The sequence below is a fragment of the Brevundimonas sp. UBA7664 genome (assembly GCF_002483305.1).
Lineage (GTDB): Bacteria > Pseudomonadota > Alphaproteobacteria > Caulobacterales > Caulobacteraceae > Brevundimonas.
Window position 1 is genome coordinate 97,906 of the sequence record NZ_DLHQ01000026.1, and the last position, 14,473, is coordinate 112,378.

At 68.7% G+C, this 14,473-nt stretch carries 17 protein-coding genes and 2 tRNA genes; 13 read left to right on the top strand and 6 right to left on the bottom strand.

Features of this window, described 5'->3' with window-relative positions:
- Positions 1-15: 15 nt before the first annotated feature.
- Positions 16-918 carry a flagellar motor protein MotB gene (locus tag B2742_RS06440; protein ID WP_292064219.1) on the bottom strand — a complete coding sequence of 301 codons (903 nt, stop codon included), beginning with the start codon at positions 916-918 and terminating at the stop codon, positions 16-18.
- A 113-nt stretch (positions 919-1,031) separates the two neighbouring features.
- Between B2742_RS06440 and B2742_RS06445 the strand changes: the two genes are divergently transcribed.
- The 3 genes from B2742_RS06445 (at position 1,032) to B2742_RS06455 (ending at position 2,919) form a co-directional block, all read left to right on the top strand.
- Positions 1,032-1,529 carry a flavin reductase family protein gene (locus B2742_RS06445; RefSeq protein ID WP_292064223.1) on the top strand — a complete coding sequence of 166 codons (498 nt, stop codon included), beginning with the start codon at positions 1,032-1,034 and terminating at the stop codon, positions 1,527-1,529.
- Positions 1,526-2,395 carry an NAD(P)-dependent oxidoreductase gene (locus tag B2742_RS06450; protein ID WP_292064225.1) on the top strand — a complete coding sequence of 290 codons (870 nt, stop codon included), beginning with the start codon at positions 1,526-1,528 and terminating at the stop codon, positions 2,393-2,395. Before B2742_RS06445 ends, B2742_RS06450 begins: the two co-directional genes overlap by 4 nt.
- A gap of 80 nt (positions 2,396-2,475) precedes the next feature.
- Positions 2,476-2,919, top strand: a complete 444-nt coding sequence (locus B2742_RS06455; RefSeq protein WP_292064227.1) for a hypothetical protein — start codon at positions 2,476-2,478, stop codon at positions 2,917-2,919.
- 75 nt (positions 2,920-2,994) lie between these two features.
- On the opposite strand, the gene B2742_RS06460 is transcribed toward B2742_RS06455, so the two are convergent.
- Positions 2,995-3,822, bottom strand: a complete 828-nt coding sequence (locus B2742_RS06460) for a trypsin-like serine peptidase (protein WP_292064229.1) — start codon at positions 3,820-3,822, stop codon at positions 2,995-2,997.
- A gap of 86 nt (positions 3,823-3,908) precedes the next feature.
- Here B2742_RS06460 and B2742_RS06465 point away from each other — a divergent pair, with 86 nt between their 5' ends.
- A complete protein-coding gene (locus B2742_RS06465; RefSeq protein ID WP_292064231.1) occupies positions 3,909-6,089 on the top strand; it encodes a S9 family peptidase in 2,181 nt (726 codons plus the stop codon).
- Between the two features lie 19 nt (positions 6,090-6,108).
- Here B2742_RS06465 and B2742_RS06470 read toward each other — a convergent pair whose 3' ends face one another.
- Entirely contained in the window at positions 6,109-6,576 is a 468-nt protein-coding gene (locus B2742_RS06470) for a DUF1036 domain-containing protein (protein WP_292064233.1), read from the bottom strand.
- A 95-nt stretch (positions 6,577-6,671) separates the two neighbouring features.
- Here B2742_RS06470 and B2742_RS06475 point away from each other — a divergent pair, with 95 nt between their 5' ends.
- The 3 genes from B2742_RS06475 (at position 6,672) to B2742_RS06485 (ending at position 9,045) form a co-directional block, all read left to right on the top strand.
- Positions 6,672-7,229: a GNAT family N-acetyltransferase gene (locus B2742_RS06475; RefSeq protein WP_292064235.1), complete on the top strand. Its 558-nt coding sequence runs from the start codon at positions 6,672-6,674 to the stop codon at positions 7,227-7,229.
- Between the two features lie 31 nt (positions 7,230-7,260).
- Positions 7,261-7,584 carry a hypothetical protein gene (locus tag B2742_RS06480; protein WP_292064237.1) on the top strand — a complete coding sequence of 108 codons (324 nt, stop codon included), beginning with the start codon at positions 7,261-7,263 and terminating at the stop codon, positions 7,582-7,584.
- Between the two features lie 66 nt (positions 7,585-7,650).
- Complete coding sequence (locus tag B2742_RS06485; RefSeq protein ID WP_292064239.1) at positions 7,651-9,045, top strand: hypothetical protein; 1,395 nt, start codon at positions 7,651-7,653, stop codon at positions 9,043-9,045.
- A 29-nt stretch (positions 9,046-9,074) separates the two neighbouring features.
- Here B2742_RS06485 and B2742_RS06490 read toward each other — a convergent pair whose 3' ends face one another.
- Positions 9,075-9,503, bottom strand: coding sequence for a response regulator (locus tag B2742_RS06490; protein WP_292064241.1), 429 nt, complete (start codon positions 9,501-9,503; stop codon positions 9,075-9,077).
- Positions 9,504-9,660: 157 nt separating this feature from the next.
- On the opposite strand from B2742_RS06490, the gene B2742_RS06495 reads away from it, so the two are divergent.
- On the top strand, positions 9,661-10,260 hold the full coding sequence (locus B2742_RS06495) for a sensor histidine kinase (protein WP_292064243.1): 600 nt from the start codon (positions 9,661-9,663) through the stop codon (positions 10,258-10,260).
- Positions 10,261-10,313: 53 nt separating this feature from the next.
- Here B2742_RS06495 and B2742_RS06500 read toward each other — a convergent pair.
- Positions 10,314-10,387, bottom strand: a tRNA-Gln gene (locus tag B2742_RS06500).
- A gap of 156 nt (positions 10,388-10,543) precedes the next feature.
- Here B2742_RS06500 and B2742_RS06505 point away from each other — a divergent pair.
- Positions 10,544-10,620 (top strand) — tRNA-Pro (locus B2742_RS06505).
- Between the two features lie 65 nt (positions 10,621-10,685).
- Here B2742_RS06505 and ilvC read toward each other — a convergent pair.
- The gene (ilvC, locus tag B2742_RS06510) at positions 10,686-11,702 is read right to left on the bottom strand and encodes a ketol-acid reductoisomerase (RefSeq protein ID WP_292064245.1); all 1,017 of its coding nucleotides are present in this window, start codon (positions 11,700-11,702) and stop codon (positions 10,686-10,688) included.
- Between ilvC and B2742_RS06515 the strand changes: the two genes are divergently transcribed.
- From B2742_RS06515 to B2742_RS06530, 4 genes are all read left to right on the top strand, one after another.
- Complete coding sequence (locus B2742_RS06515; RefSeq protein WP_292064247.1) at positions 11,701-12,252, top strand: DUF924 family protein; 552 nt, start codon at positions 11,701-11,703, stop codon at positions 12,250-12,252. The two genes, ilvC and B2742_RS06515, sit on opposite strands and share 2 nt — an antisense overlap.
- A 256-nt stretch (positions 12,253-12,508) precedes the next feature.
- Positions 12,509-13,366, top strand: a complete 858-nt coding sequence (locus tag B2742_RS06520) for a thymidylate synthase (RefSeq protein WP_292064248.1) — start codon at positions 12,509-12,511, stop codon at positions 13,364-13,366.
- Complete coding sequence (locus B2742_RS06525) at positions 13,366-13,686, top strand: phosphoribosyl-ATP pyrophosphohydrolase (RefSeq protein ID WP_292064250.1); 321 nt, start codon at positions 13,366-13,368, stop codon at positions 13,684-13,686. Before B2742_RS06520 ends, B2742_RS06525 begins: the two co-directional genes overlap by 1 nt.
- A 73-nt stretch (positions 13,687-13,759) precedes the next feature.
- Positions 13,760-14,431 carry an aquaporin gene (locus B2742_RS06530; RefSeq protein ID WP_292064253.1) on the top strand — a complete coding sequence of 224 codons (672 nt, stop codon included), beginning with the start codon at positions 13,760-13,762 and terminating at the stop codon, positions 14,429-14,431.
- Positions 14,432-14,473 lie beyond the last annotated feature (42 nt).

The following is a 14,473-nucleotide window of genomic DNA, read 5'->3' on the forward strand; positions in this document are numbered from 1 at the left end:
GTGCGGGGCGGGCAGTCACAGGCTGGTGTCCGTCGGCAGGACCGGCGCCTCGCGCAACAGGACGATGGCGATGCGACGATTGCCCGCAAGGGTCGGGTCATCCGGATACAGCGGATCAGAGCCCGCCTTGCCCGAGACCTGGTAGACGCGATCCGCATCGACGCCGGCGCTCTGCAGGATCAGGCGCGAGGCGTTGGCGCGCGACGACGACAGGGTCCAGTCATTGGGGCCGGTGGCCCGGTTCGCCCCGGGCGCGGCCGAGGTGTGGCCGGTGATCGAGATGCGGTTGGGTAGCTGGTTGATCACCCGCGAAATGGTCCGCAGCAGCAGTTGGGCACGGGCGTTCGGCCGGGCCGAGTTCTGTTCGAACATCGAACGGCCTTCCTGGTCGACCAGCTGGATGCGCAGGCCCTCGGGCGTCTGGTCGATGATCAGTTGTTTCGACAGCTCGGCCAGTTCGGGCATCGACTGCATGGCCTGGCGCAGCGATTCGGCGGCCGACGAGAATTCGGCGGCCTCGCGCCGGGCGATCTCATCGCGCAGGGCCTCTTCACTGGCCGCCGCCAGATTCTGGTTCTGGCCGACCTCCTGGGGTGCATCCTGCGGCGCCTCGGGCGCCAGTTCGCTGATGACGGACTGCGAACCCGACCCCTTGGCCCCGTCGTCGCCGAGCGAGGTGCCGCCGAGGATGCCGCCCGAGCCCGAGGTGGTCTGCGACACACTGGCCGGGGCGAAATACTCGGCGATGCCGCGCTTCTGTTCAGGATCCGTCGTGTTGATCAGCCACATCAGCAGGAAGAAGGCCATCATGGCCGTGACGAAGTCGGCGTAGGCGACCTTCCAGGCGCCGCCGTGGTGGCCGCCGCCGCTGACCTTCTTGACCTTCTTGATGAGGATCGGGCGATCGCTCAGGGACATGGGGACGCGGACCTTTGGCGGAGAACTGGGGGCAGGGTGGGGGGATCAAGGTTAAGGCGGCGTTTCCCATGTCGCGCCTTGCCCGGACGCGGGGGGTCGCATAGTCGTCAGACGTGAGCATCACCGATCCCGCCGCCTTTGACTCCGCCGCCTATCGCCGCGCCCTCGGCGGGTTCGCGACCGGCGTCTGCGTGGTCACGGCCCATACGCCGGACGGGCCTTACGGGATCACCGTCAACTCCTTCACCTCGGTGTCGCTGAACCCGCCGCTGGTGCTGTGGTGCCTCGACCGGTCCTCCGACCGCCACGACGCCTTCGCGGGCGCTGAACGGTTCGCGATCCACATGCTGCCGGTCGAGGACCGTGAAATGTCGGATCGATTCGCCTGGGGCGTCTGCCGGCTGTCGTCGGACGAGTTCGACAGCTCCAGCGCCGAGCCGCCGCGGCTGAAAAACGCCCTGACCCGGCTGGACTGCCTCGCCACGGAGCGGATCGTGATGGGCGACCATTCGACCATCGTCGGGGCCGTGACGGCCTTCGAGACCCGGGCGGGGGCGGGCCTGACCTATTTCCGTGGACGCTACGGCGTCGCCGAGGAGCCCGGGGCATGAAGATCGGTTTGGCCGGCCTGGGGGTCATGGGCGCGCCGATGGCGCGGCATCTCGTCGAGGCCGGGCACGCGGTGGCCGGCTTCAATCGCTCGCCGGACAAGGCGCGGGCCTGGGCCGGATCGACGGGCGGCCGCTTCGCCGCCACGGTGGCGGACGCCGCGGACGGGGCCGAACTGTTCATTCTCTGTGTCGGCAATGACGACGACGTCCGGCAGGTGGTCAGCGAGGCGCTGCCGCATCTGGCCGCCGACGCGGTGATCGTCGACCACACCACGACCTCGGCCCGTGTCGCGCGCGAGATGGCCGGGCTGGCGGCGGGGCAGGGGCGCGCCTTCATCGACGCGCCCGTCTCGGGTGGCCAGGCGGGGGCCGAGAAGGGCCAGCTCAGCGTCATGGCCGGGGGAGACGCGGCGGCGCTGGCGCGGGCCGAACCGGCGCTGATGGCCTATTCCAAGGCCGTGAAACACATGGGTCCGTCGGGATCCGGCCAGCTGACCAAGATGGTCAACCAGATCGCCATCGCCGGCGTCGTCCAGGGCCTGGCCGAGGCGGTGCATTTCGCCGAGGTCGCGGGCCTCGACACGGACGCGGCCTATGACGCCATTTCGAAGGGCGCGGCCCAGTCGTGGCAGATGGACAACCGCTGGAAGACCATGGCCGCGGGCGAGTTCGACTTCGGCTTCGCGGTTGACTGGATGCGCAAGGACCTGGGGCTGGTGCTCGATGAAGCCCGCGCCAATGGCGCGCATCTGGCGCTGACGGCGCTGGTCGATCAATTCTATTCCGAGGTGCAATCCATGGGGGGATCGCGATGGGACACATCGAGCCTGGCGGCGAGATTGCAGGACCGGAAGCCGAGGCGCTGACGCCACCGCGACGCCGCCGGGCCCGCCATTTCTGGCTGCCGCGCAATCCGCCGCATCCGGTCTGGGCGCTATGGTGGTCCTTGAAGAGTCTGTTCGCGATCTGGACGGCGCCGTCTGAGGCCGTGGGTTCACCGGGATCGTGGAGCTATTTCGGCAATGACTTCGTCACGGGCCTGCGGCGAAACGACTCCACCGACAAGGCCTTCGCCTTGCTCGACGCCGCGCCGGACCAGTTTGACGGCGTGGTCGCGCTGGCCCGGCTGAACCTGACGCGGCACGAGCAGATGTTCCATTTCGTCGCCCTGGTCTATTTCAGCATTCCGGTGACAGTCATTCTGGGCGCGGCCGAGCTGATGCCGGACAATCTGATCGCGGCGTTCAAGGCCAACCAGTTTGCGTTCTGGTACATGCTGTCGATCCTGACGGTCGTGGCCGTCGTCTATCTGGTTGGACTGTGGCGCGCGCGGCAACTGGTCTCTGTGCTGGAGCTGTGGCGGATCGCAAGGGGTCGCGAGCCCCGTTGAGTGGGCCGAAACCGCATATCTGATTTCGCATAATATCTCTTATGCGCATTAAAGGCCGGTGGAGCCCTGAGGCGGTTAAGGCCCCTGTTCCGTCACGTCCGTGGCGTCCAGCAAGGCGATGGCCTCGCGCACGAAGCTCGCATGGGCGACCAGACCGATGCCGAGCGGTTCATCAGACGGACGCACCTCGGAGGTCAGCACGCCGGCGATGAACGGATGGTCGGGCTGAACCGTGCCCGGCAGTTTGCGCGCCGCGGGCGTCCAGAACACCGGACCGCCCGAGTTTCCCGGAAAGACCGGAAAATCAAGCAGGAAGACAGGAAAGCTCTCGATCGGCGTCAGCGGCCAGGACGCGATCCGTCCCACCCTCAGGATGGGAAACCCCGCCGTGTTCGAGGAGTATCCTCGCGGAAAGCCGAGGGTCAGCAGTTCGTCACCCGGCCCGACCTGCCAGGCCGTCAGGTCGTCGCCGCTGGCCAGCCAGCCCAGCGGGATGGCGGCGCGGGCGAAGACCGGCGGGGCCGATATCTCCATCACGGCGATGTCACGCTCGGGATGTCTGGTCCAGACGGCCTCCCCCGCCTCGTCCCGAATCCGCAAGGGCTCCGGGGCGAACCGCCAGCCGCCGCCGGGCATTTCGACGCGCCAGCCGATGCGCGCCTCGGGCGCGGCCATGCCGGCCAGCACATGATGGGCGGTCACCAGAACGGTGCGCGGCGATCCATCCGGCCGCGGGGCCTCAATCAGGAACCCTGTGCCGACGCGCCGGGTCGCGTCGCCGTTGTTCTGGTCGAGCTGCACCGTGGCGCTGATCAGGCCGACCGTCAGGTCCCAGGCCGGCGCGGCAAGGCCCGCGATGGGCGGCTCCTGAACGGGCTCGGGCGGCGTCTGAAGGTCGAACATCGTTCCTATCCGGCCAGCGGCGTTTGTTCATTTGACGGCGGGCGGCCCGCGCGCACAAGGTCCGCCGGACAATCGGGGACCCTGTCATGAATCGCCGCGATCTTCTCGCCACCGCCTCCGCCGCGCTCGCCGCAACCGCCCTTCCCGTCCAAGCCCGCCCATCCGGAGCCCCGATGCCTCAAGGAACCCCCGTCCCGCCCGTCGCCAAGAAGATTCCGGTCCGCATCGAGCAGCTGGGGCGGGTCCGCGTCGACGACTATCAGTGGATGAAGGACGACAACTGGCAGGCGGTGCTGCGCGATCCGACCCTGATCAAGGCGGATGTGAAGGAACTTCTGGAGGCCGAGAACGCCTATCGCGAGGCCATGATGGCCTCGACCCTGCCGCTGCAGGCGGCGATGTTCGAGGAGATGAAAGGGCGGATCAAGGAGGCGGATTCGTCGGTCCCCTCGCCTGACGGCGCCTGGGAGTATTTCGTCGAGTACAAGACCGGCGACCAGCATCCCCGGTACATGCGCAAGCCGCGGGCGGGCGCGGGAGAGGCCCAACTGCTGCTCGACGCCAACGCTCTGGCGGAGGGCAAGGCCTATTCCGAGGTCTCCAGCGCCGACCACAGCCCCGACCATGCCCTGTTCGCCTATGCCGAGGACGCGCAAGGGTCCGAGGTGCACCGGATTTTCGTCAAGGATCTCGCGACCGGCGAGGTCCTGCCCGATCCGATCGGCTCGGCGACCGGCAATTTCACCTTCTCGCCGGACAGTCAGTGGATCTTCTGGACCAACCGCGACGACAACGGCCGTCCGGACAAGATCTTCCGGCGCCCGGCCCGCGGCGGCGAAGCCTCGCTGGTCTATGAGGAGACCGATGACGGCATGTTCATCAGCGTCAGCCGCACCGCCGACGACGCCTTTGTCATCATCTCTATCGCCAACCAGGAAACGTCCGAGGCCCGCGTCATTCCGGCCGCCACGCCCACGGCGACGCCTGCGGTGCTTGAGCCGCGGCACGTCGGGCGGCTGTACGACGCCGACCACTGGGGCGACCGCTGGGTGATCCGCACCAACGCCGACGACTCGATCGACTTCCGGATCGTCGAGGCCCCGACGGCGACGCCGGGCAAGGCGCACTGGACCGACCTCGTCCCGCACACGCCGGGCCGGTACATCGAGGGTATGGCGTTGGTGAAGACCCACCTCGCCCGCCAGGAACGGGCCGACGCCAATACGAAGATCGTCATCCGCGACCGCGCCGGCGCCGACCACGAGATCGCGGTGGACGAACCCGCCTACTCCCTGTCCCTCGCCGGGGCGTCGGAGTTCGACACGACGGTGATGCGCTACGGCTACAACTCTCCGTCCACGCCGACCTCGACCTATGACTACGACCTCGCCACGCGCGAGCGGACCCTGCGCAAGGTGCAGGAGGTGCCGTCGGGCCACGACGCGTCGGACTATGTGGTCGAGCGGTTGAACGCCCCTGCCCCCGACGGCGAACTCGTGCCGGTGACGGTGCTGCGCCGCAAGTCGACGCCGGTCGACGGCTCGGCGCCGCTGCTGCTGTACGGTTACGGCTCGTACGGCATCCCGATGGCCGCCAGCTTCTCGACCAACCGGCTGTCGCTGGTCGACCGTGGCTGGATCTACGCCATCGCCCATATCCGCGGCGGCTCGGACAAGGGCTGGGGCTGGTTCCTCGACGCCCGGCGCTTCACCAAGAAGAACACCTTCACCGACTTCATCGCCGCCGCCGAACACCTGATCTCGAGCGGCCACGGCAAGGCCGGGCATATCGTGGCCCAGGGCGGGTCGGCCGGCGGCCTGCTGATGGGGGCGGTCAACAACATGCGGCCGGATCTGTGGGCCGGGGTGATCGGCCAGGTGCCGTTCGTCGATGTGATCAACACCATGAGCGACACCAGCCTGCCGCTGACGCCGCCGGAATGGCCCGAATGGGGCAATCCGATCGAGGACCCGGAGGCCTACGACTATATGATGAGCTACAGCCCCTACGATCAGGTGGGCCCGATGGCCTATCCGGCGGTGCTGGCGACCGGAGGCCTTTCCGACCCCCGGGTCACCTATTGGGAACCGGAGAAATGGGTCGCGAAGCTGCGGCCGGCCACGACCTCGGGCAAGCCGGTCCTGCTGAAGATCAACATGGAGGCCGGCCACGCCGGCTCATCGGGCCGCTTCGACTATCTGAAGGAGGTCGCCCACGACTACGCCTTCGCGGTCTGGGCCATCGACAGGGGCTGGGAGGGGGCCTGAGGGCCCCTCCCCCTCCCGTCTAGGGCTCGAGCGTCCAGGTGAAGGGGCCCGTTTCCTCGGCGCGCATGGGAACGAAATTGCGGATCTCGTAGCCGGCCGGGCAGGTATCGCTGCCGTCCGACCAGAAGGTGTAGGGTCCGGGATACTGGACGCACAGGGCGTGATTGCCGGACCAGGTGCGACCCGAGCCGTCGAGGGTGTCGCCGTACATGTAGAAGTTCGAATTGTCGGTCGAGACCAGCTCGGTGCAGGCGCCGTCGTTGACGACATACCAGCCGCGATTGATGAACCGGCCGGTGCCGACCTCGACATAGGAGATCGCGACGGTCCCGTTGCGTCCGCTTTCGTTGCAGACCCGGACATCGACCGTGGCCGGCCGCACCGGCGCCGGCGGGGCCATGCCGGGCTTGCTCTGGGCGGCGGCCATGCCCGGCGTGCCGGCGACCAGCGAAACGGCTATCGCCGCGATGAAGAGATGTGTTCTCATGATCCCCTTCCCCTGAATACGCCCGCAAGATAACAGGGTTTTCCCGTGACGCTACTGACAGTTGCTGACGATCTCTCCAGCGCTCGGCTGGACAGATGAGGCCGTTTCTCCGCGATGCGACCCTCGAAGACCTGCCCGCGATCACGGCGCTTTACGCCCTTGAGGTCGAGGGCGGCACCGCGACCTTCGAGACCACCCCGCCCGGTCTCGAGGAGATGGCGCAGCGCTTTGCGGCGGTGAAGCGCCACGGCCTGCCGTGGCTGGTCGCCGAGATCGACGGCGGTTTCGCCGGCTATGCCTACGCCTCGCCGTTCCGTCCGCGGCCCGCCTACCGCTACGGAGTCGAGGTCTCGATCTATATCGAGGCGGGCGCCCGTCGCCGGGGTGTGGGGCGAGCCCTGCTGGAAGGCCTGATCGAACACGCCCGCGCCCGGGGCCTGCGGCACATGATCGGCGCCATCAGCGACAGCGACACCAGCGGCGCCTCGATCGCCCTGCACCGGTCGCTGGGGTTCCGCGACGCGGGGGTCTATCGCCAGGTGGGGTGGAAGTTCGAACGCTGGCTGGACGTCACCCTGATGCAGCTGGACCTGGCTCCCGAAGGCGCGCCTCCGACGGGGCCGGGCCTGGATCTGACCGGCGGCCTGACTTGAGTCGGGGGCGCATCGGCCCTAGATCAAGGCCGTGCGAAGCCTGAAGATCATCCTGATGCTGCTGGGCGCCCTCTCCGTGCTGATGCTGGGCGCTGTCCCGGCTTCGGCCATGACGGGCGACACAGCGCCGCCGTGTCACGAGGCGACGGCGGCCACCGGCACGCACCACCAGGCTCCCGCAGAGCGCCACAGGCCGATGGCCATGGCCTGCTGTGTCGCCTGCGTCGTCATGCCCGCGCCGCAGCCGCCGGCGCGCGAACTGACCGCCCATCCTGAAGCGCCCGCGGCGCCGGCCCCGGCCTGCCTTCCAGTCGGCCTGTCGCCCGCGCCGGAGCCCGGCCCGCCCAAGGCCTGATCGCGTCCCGTATTCACGGCGCCGCTCACGGCGGCGCGCGATCTCCATGCAATTCAGGAGGCCATGATGGCTGTCCATCCTCTCGCGTCGCTCGCCGGCGCGTCCCTGCTGGCGTCGGCGCCGCACGCCGCCGCCCAGGACCATTCCTCCCACCACGCCACGCCGCCGACCCAGATCCCGCCGCCCGTCCAGAGCGTCCCGGCCGATCCGCACGCCGGTCACGTCATGCCCCCGCCGACGGCGGCCGGGGACAATCCACATGCAGCGCACGACATGGCGACGATGGATCATCTGATGATCAGCGCGCTCGGCGCCTGGCCGATGACCCGCGACGCCTCGGGCACCAGCTGGCAGCCGGACCTGTCCGAACATGGCGGCGTCCATGACAGGCGCGGCGACTGGTCGTTGATGGGCCACGCCCGGCTGAACCTCGTCCATGACCGGCAGAACGGGCCGAGAGGCGACGAAAAGACCTTCGTCAGCGGCATGATTATGGGCGCGGCCCGGCGTGATTTCGACGACGGCTCGACCCTGAACCTGCGCGCAATGCTCAGCCCCGATCCCTTCATGGGCAAGGAAGGCTTCCCCCTGCTGCTGGCGGCCGGCGAGACCGCCGACGGAGTCAGCCCGCTGGTCGACCGCCAACACCCGCACGAACTGGTGATGGAGCTATCGGCCTCCTACGCCCGACGCCTGGGCGAGAACGACAGCGTCTTCGCCTATATCGGCCTGCCCGGAGAACCGGCGTTCGGCCCGCCCCCCTTCATGCATCGCATGAGCGCCATGGACAGCCCGGAAGCGCCGATCACCCACCACTGGCTGGATTCGACCCATATCGTCTTCGGGGTGGCGACGGTGGGGTGGGCGCACGACGCCTTCAAACTGGAGGCCTCGTCGTTCCGGGGCCGCGAGCCGGATGAGGATCGCTATGACATCGAGTCGCCGGAACTGGACAGCTGGGCGGTGCGCGCGTCGTGGAATCCCGGCCCGGAATGGTCGCTGCAGGCGTCATACGCCGACGTGACCGCGCCGGAGCAGCTGGAGCCTGGCGAAGACGAGACCAAGTTGTCGGCCAGCGTGCTCCACACCCGGCGCATCGGCGCCGACGGCTGGTGGTCCTCGACCCTGGCGTGGGGCCGCAAGACCAACGACCACGACGAATCGAAAGATGCTTGGCTGGCGGAGACGGCCTTCACCCCGGACGGGGTCTGGACGGTGTTCGCGCGCGCCGAGCGAATCGAGACCGACGAACTGGTCGCCGGCCCGGGCGGCGGGCACGGACCGCTCTATACCGTATCCAAGGCCTCGATCGGGGCGGTGCGGGACTGGCGGGTGGCGCGGAACATGCGCTTCGGCCTCGGCGCGCTCTACAGCGTCAACCGCGTGCCGGCCGGGCTGGAGCCGCTCTACGGCGGCGATCCTGACGGGGGCATGATCTTCGCGCGGGTCACGATCGACTGAGGACGACGCGCGCCGCGCCGGCCGGAGGGTCAGTGCGGCGCGATGTCGGCCGGCGGCGTGGTCAGCCAGGGCGCGAGGCGAAAGCGTCGCGGCGGATCGCCGAGGGTGCGGTGCTGGATGAATCGGCCGGCGAAGGCCACGACCGACCGGATGGTCTCCTCGTCGAACGGCTTGGACACGGCCCCCAGCGCGCCGGCGAATCCGTCGGGGATCTGTTCGGGGTTGGCGGTCAGGAAGATCACAGCGCAGCCGTACTCGCTGACCAAATGCTGGGCGATCCCGGGGCCGGTCATGCCGTCCAGCAGATTGATGTCGATCAGCGCCAGATCCGGCCGCTCGCGGTCGGCGATGAGGAGGGCGCCCGCCTTGTCCATGGCGCAGCCGACGACGTCCCAGCCGGATTCGGCCAGCACCAGTTCCAGCTCCATGGCGAGCAGGGCCTGGTCTTCGACAATCATGACCCGAAGGTCGGGCGCATCAGACACTGTATTCCCCCGGCGCTAACCTGACGCATTAACACTCTTTGTGTCCGTTAGCGGACACGGAACGCGCTGATGGCAATTCGGTTCAGGCTGGGCTAAGAATTTCTGGCTTTTTTGATGCCACGGGGGGACGATGGCGGCGGCGGAAGACCGGTTGGTCGAGGTTCAACGGCGGCTGGTCGGCGGATACCAGCTGTTGCAGACCCTCGTCGGAATCCGCCTGCGCGCGGTCACCGATCCGGAGAGCGTGCGCCATCTGACCTGGCTCAGTGACGTCACCGCCGCCATGGAGCTGATCAGCCGCCGGATGGCCGCGGACGGGCCGCTGGACTTCGCCGGCTATCTCGAAGACGTGGCCGATTTCTGGACCCGCGCCTGCGAGGGGCGGCCGGTGCGGGTGGACGTGCGGGGGCAGACGGCGCTGCTGCCGGACAGCCACCTGCTGCCGCTGGCGATCATCACCCACGAACTGATCTCCAACGCCTGCCGTCACGCCTTCCCCGACAACCGGCGCGGCTCCATCGCCGTGGCCTTCTCCCGCGCCGTGGGCGGCGTCAGCCTGGTGGTCCGCGACTCGGGCCTCGGCGCCACGACCCTGGTCCCGGGCGAAGGCCTGATGATGGTTCAGGGTCTGGTCGAGCATCTGGGTGGAGCGATGAGCATCGAGACGGCCCCGGAGGCCGGCGTCGGCGTGCGCATCCGTCTGCCGCTGGAGTCCGCCAGGACCCACTGAGCCGCCCGCGCCTGAACGGAAGCCCGCGGGATGACCCTGTCAGCGGAGGCGGATGGCTGGGGAACTAGGACTCGAACCTAGAATGACGGTACCAAAAACCGGAGTGTTACCATTACACCATTCCCCAGCAGGTCCGGCGTTTCCGGGGCCGAAGCGCCGGAAGGCGTGCGAGATACGACAAGGCCGCGGGGGATGCAAGAACCGCTTTCGAGACTATTTCGCGGCCGCGCGTTTCCCCGCTTGCGGGGGGCAAACCCCCTCGCTATAAGCCCCCTCCTCAAGTCGGAGTGTGGCTCAGCCTGGTAGAGCACTGCGTTCGGGACGCAGGGGTCGGAGGTTCGAATCCTCTCACTCCGACCATCTTTCCCCGGAAAGACGAGACCGCCCTTCGGGGCCCCGAGGTCCCCCGGCCTCAATCCCCCCTCTCAATCCCCCGCCTTATCCGCTACCGCCTTCAGATGCGCGCCCACGGTCTCGATCGTGCGCCCGGCCAGCGCCTTGCGGCGGGCCAGCAGATCGGGCGAGCCGGCGTCATAGTCGGCCATCAGACGTCTGACGAAGGACCCGTCGCGGACCTCGCCCAGCACCGTGTCCATGGCCGCCCGCGACGGCTCGCCGATGATCCGCGGGCCGGTCAGATAGGCCCCGTACTCCGCCGTGTTGGAGATGCGGGTGAAGGCGCCGGCGACGCCGCGCGCGAACATCAGGTCGGTGACCAGCTTGACCTCGTAGAAGCATTCGAACCAGGCCACCTCGGGCGGATAGCCGGCCTCGACCAGCTTCATGAAGGCGGCGTCGACCAGCTCGGCCACCCCGCCGCACAGCACGACCTGCTCGCCGAACAGGTCGCTCTCGCATTCGGCGGCGAAGGTCGTCTCGAGGATGCCCTTGCGGCCGCAGCCGAGCGCGGCGGCGTAGGACAGTCCGAGGGCGTGGGCGCCGCCGGTGGCGTCCTGATGCACGCCGAACAGGGCGAACACCCCCTCCCCCGCCTCGTACAGGTCGCGGATGCGCGGGCCGATGCCCTTGGGCGAGGCGAGGATGACGTCGAGGTCGGGGCGCGGCTCCACGAGGCCGAAGCGGACCGACAGGCCGTGGGCGAAGACCAGGGCGGCGCCGGGCTTCATCGCCGGGGCCAGTTCGTCGCGCCACAGGTCGCGGTGGGCCTCGTCCGAGACCATGACGGCGACGACATCGGCCGAGGCGGCGGCCTCGCCGGCGGTCAGGACCGGGAAGCCGTCGGCGGTCGCCTTCGCGCGGGTGGCCGACCCGGCCTTCAGGCCGACGACGATGTCGGCGACGCCGGAGTCGCGCAGGTTCAGCGCATGGGTGCGGCCCTGGCTGCCGTAGCCGATGACGGCGACCCGCTTGCCGCGGATGATGGAAAGATCGCAGTCGCGGTCATGGAAGACGGGGAGCGGGGCGCCTAGGTTATCGGTCATGCGCACAGACATAACGCCTTCCGCCGTCGTCGCCTTCTGGAAAGAGGCGGGGCCCTCGATGTGGTTCAAGAAGGACGACGCCTTTGACGCCCGGTTCCGGGAGCGGTTCGAGGCCGCCCATCTCGCCGCCGCGCGGCGCGAGCTGGATCCCTGGGCGGAGACGCCGGAGGGCTCGCTGGCCCTGCTGATCCTGCTGGACCAGTTTCCGCGCAATGTGTTCCGGGGCACCGGCCACGCCTTCGCCACCGATCCCCTGGCGCGGCATTTCGCCAGCCGCGCGCTGGCGGCCGGTCACGACCTGCAGATCGAGGGGGACATCCGCCGGTTCTTCTACCTGCCCTTCCAGCATTCGGAGGATCGGGCCGATCAGGACCGCCAGCGTGAACTGTTCCAGACCCGGATGGACCGCAAGCCGGACGACCGCTGGGCCGAGCACCACCACGACGTGATCGTCCGCTTTGGCCGCTTCCCGCACCGGAACCGGGCGCTGGGGCGGGAGACGACGCCGGAGGAGCAGGCGTTTCTGGATGAGGACGGGTTCAAGGGCTGAGGCCTCCGGTCTCCTCCCTGTCGCGAAGCGATGGGGCTGCGGCGGCTCGTATACGAGCCGTCCTCAGGCGCGGCGCATCTTGCGCCGTGACGGAGGGGTGGTGAGCAACGATCGCGGCGCGGCGCCCCTCCACCACGCTTCGCGTGGTCCCCCTCCCCATCGGAGATGGGGAGGAGACGGCAGCCGGGCCAAGTTTCTGTGAGCAACCGAATCAGCGGCCTGCCAACAGCGCCGAATCATCGGCACAGTCATCGCCATGAACGCCGTCGCCGCCCTGTCCGATCTCCACGCTCGCACCGGCGCGGTCGATGCCGACCATCCGGAGTGGCAGTACCTCAACCTGCTGCGCGACATCCTCGACAACGGCAGCCGGCGCGATGACCGGACCGGCACCGGGACGCTCGGCGTGTTCGGGCGGCAGATGCGGTTCGACCTGGCCAAGGGCTTTCCGGTCCTGACCACCAAGAAGCTGCACCTGCGCTCGATCATCGTCGAACTGCTGTGGTTCCTGCGCGGCGAGACCAATATCGGCTGGCTGAAGGACAACGGCGTTTCGATCTGGAACGAATGGGCCGACGCCGAGGGCGAGCTGGGGCCGGTCTATGGCAAACAGTGGCGGTCGTGGGCGGCGCCGGACGGCCGGATGATCGACCAGATCACCAAACTGGTCGAGGGGCTGAAGACCAATCCGAACAGCCGCCGGCACATCGTCTCGGCGTGGAACCCGGCCGACGTCGACGACATGGCCCTGCCGCCGTGCCACTGCCTGTTCCAGTTCTTCGTCGCGGACGGCAAGCTGAGCTGCCAGCTGTACCAGCGATCGGCCGACGTCTTCCTCGGCGTGCCGTTCAACATCGCATCCTATGCGCTGCTGACCATGATGGTGGCCCAGGTCTGCGGGCTGAAGCCGGGCGAGTTCGTCCACACCTTCGGCGACGCCCACCTGTATCTGAACCACATCGAACAGGCCGAGACCCAGCTGGCCCGCGCCCCCCTGCCCGCCCCGTCCATGACCATCACGCCGCGCGACGACCTGTTCGCCTATACGCTCGAGGACTTCGTGCTCGAGGGCTATGAGCCGTGGCCGCATATCAAGGCACCGGTCGCGGTCTGATGACCCTCGACCTCAAGGCGCTGCAGGCCGACGTCCTGCGCATCTCCGACCTCTACGCCGCAGAGCACGGCATCGAACGCTCCGGCGACTGGGCCCTGCTCAAGGTCCAGGAGGAGCTGGGGGAGCTGACGGCCGAGCACCTGCGCATGAGCGGGCGGGCGCGGGGCACGGCCGACGCCGGCAAGCTGGGCGACGAGGCGGCGGATGTGCTGGGGATGCTGCTGATCTATTGCGACCGGGCGGAGATCGATATCGAGGCGGCGATGCAGCGCAAATGGCTGCACTGGCTGGCTCCGAAAACCGACGTTCCGCCAGTCTAGCTTCACCATAAGACTCGCTCCACCCTCCCCTCGACCCCGCGCAAGGCGGGGCCGTCGCAACGGGGAGGTTGCCATGGTGAAGAAGTTTTCGGCCGAGTTCGTCGGCACGCTGGTGCTGGTTCTGTTCGGGTGCGGGGCGGCGGTGCTGGGCGGGTTCGACCACGTCGGCCAGCTGGGCATCGCCCTGGCGTTCGGTTTCGCCATCGTGGCCATGGCCTATGGCATCGGGCCGGTCTCGGGGTGCCACGTCAATCCGGCGGTCAGTCTGGCGGCCTTTGTCGCCGGACGGATGTCCCTGAAGGACATGGGTCTGTACTGGGTGGCGCAGATTCTCGGCGCCGTCGCGGGGGCGGCCATCCTCGGCCAGATCGCCCAGACCGGCTTCACGAACCTGGGAGCCAACGGCTTCGACGCCGGATCGCCGGGCGGATACGGCATGCACGCGGCCCTGATCTTCGAGGTCGTGGCCACGGCGATCTTCGTCGTCGTCATCCTCGGCGTGACCGGACCCAAGGGTCAGGGCGCGTTTGCGGGTCTGGCCATCGGCCTGACCCTGGCCGTGATCCATATCGTCGGCATCCAGGTGACCGGGGTGTCTGTCAATCCGGCCCGCAGCTTCGGCCCGGCCGTGTTGCAGGGCGGCGAGGCGCTGGGCCAGGTCTGGCTGTTCTTCGCGGCGCCCGCCGCGGGCGCCGTGCTGGGGGCGCTGTTGTTCCGGTTCAAGGTGCTGGAACCCGACGCCTGAGGCTGTAAGAACGGGCGGCGGCCGATCGGGCCGTCGCCTGTT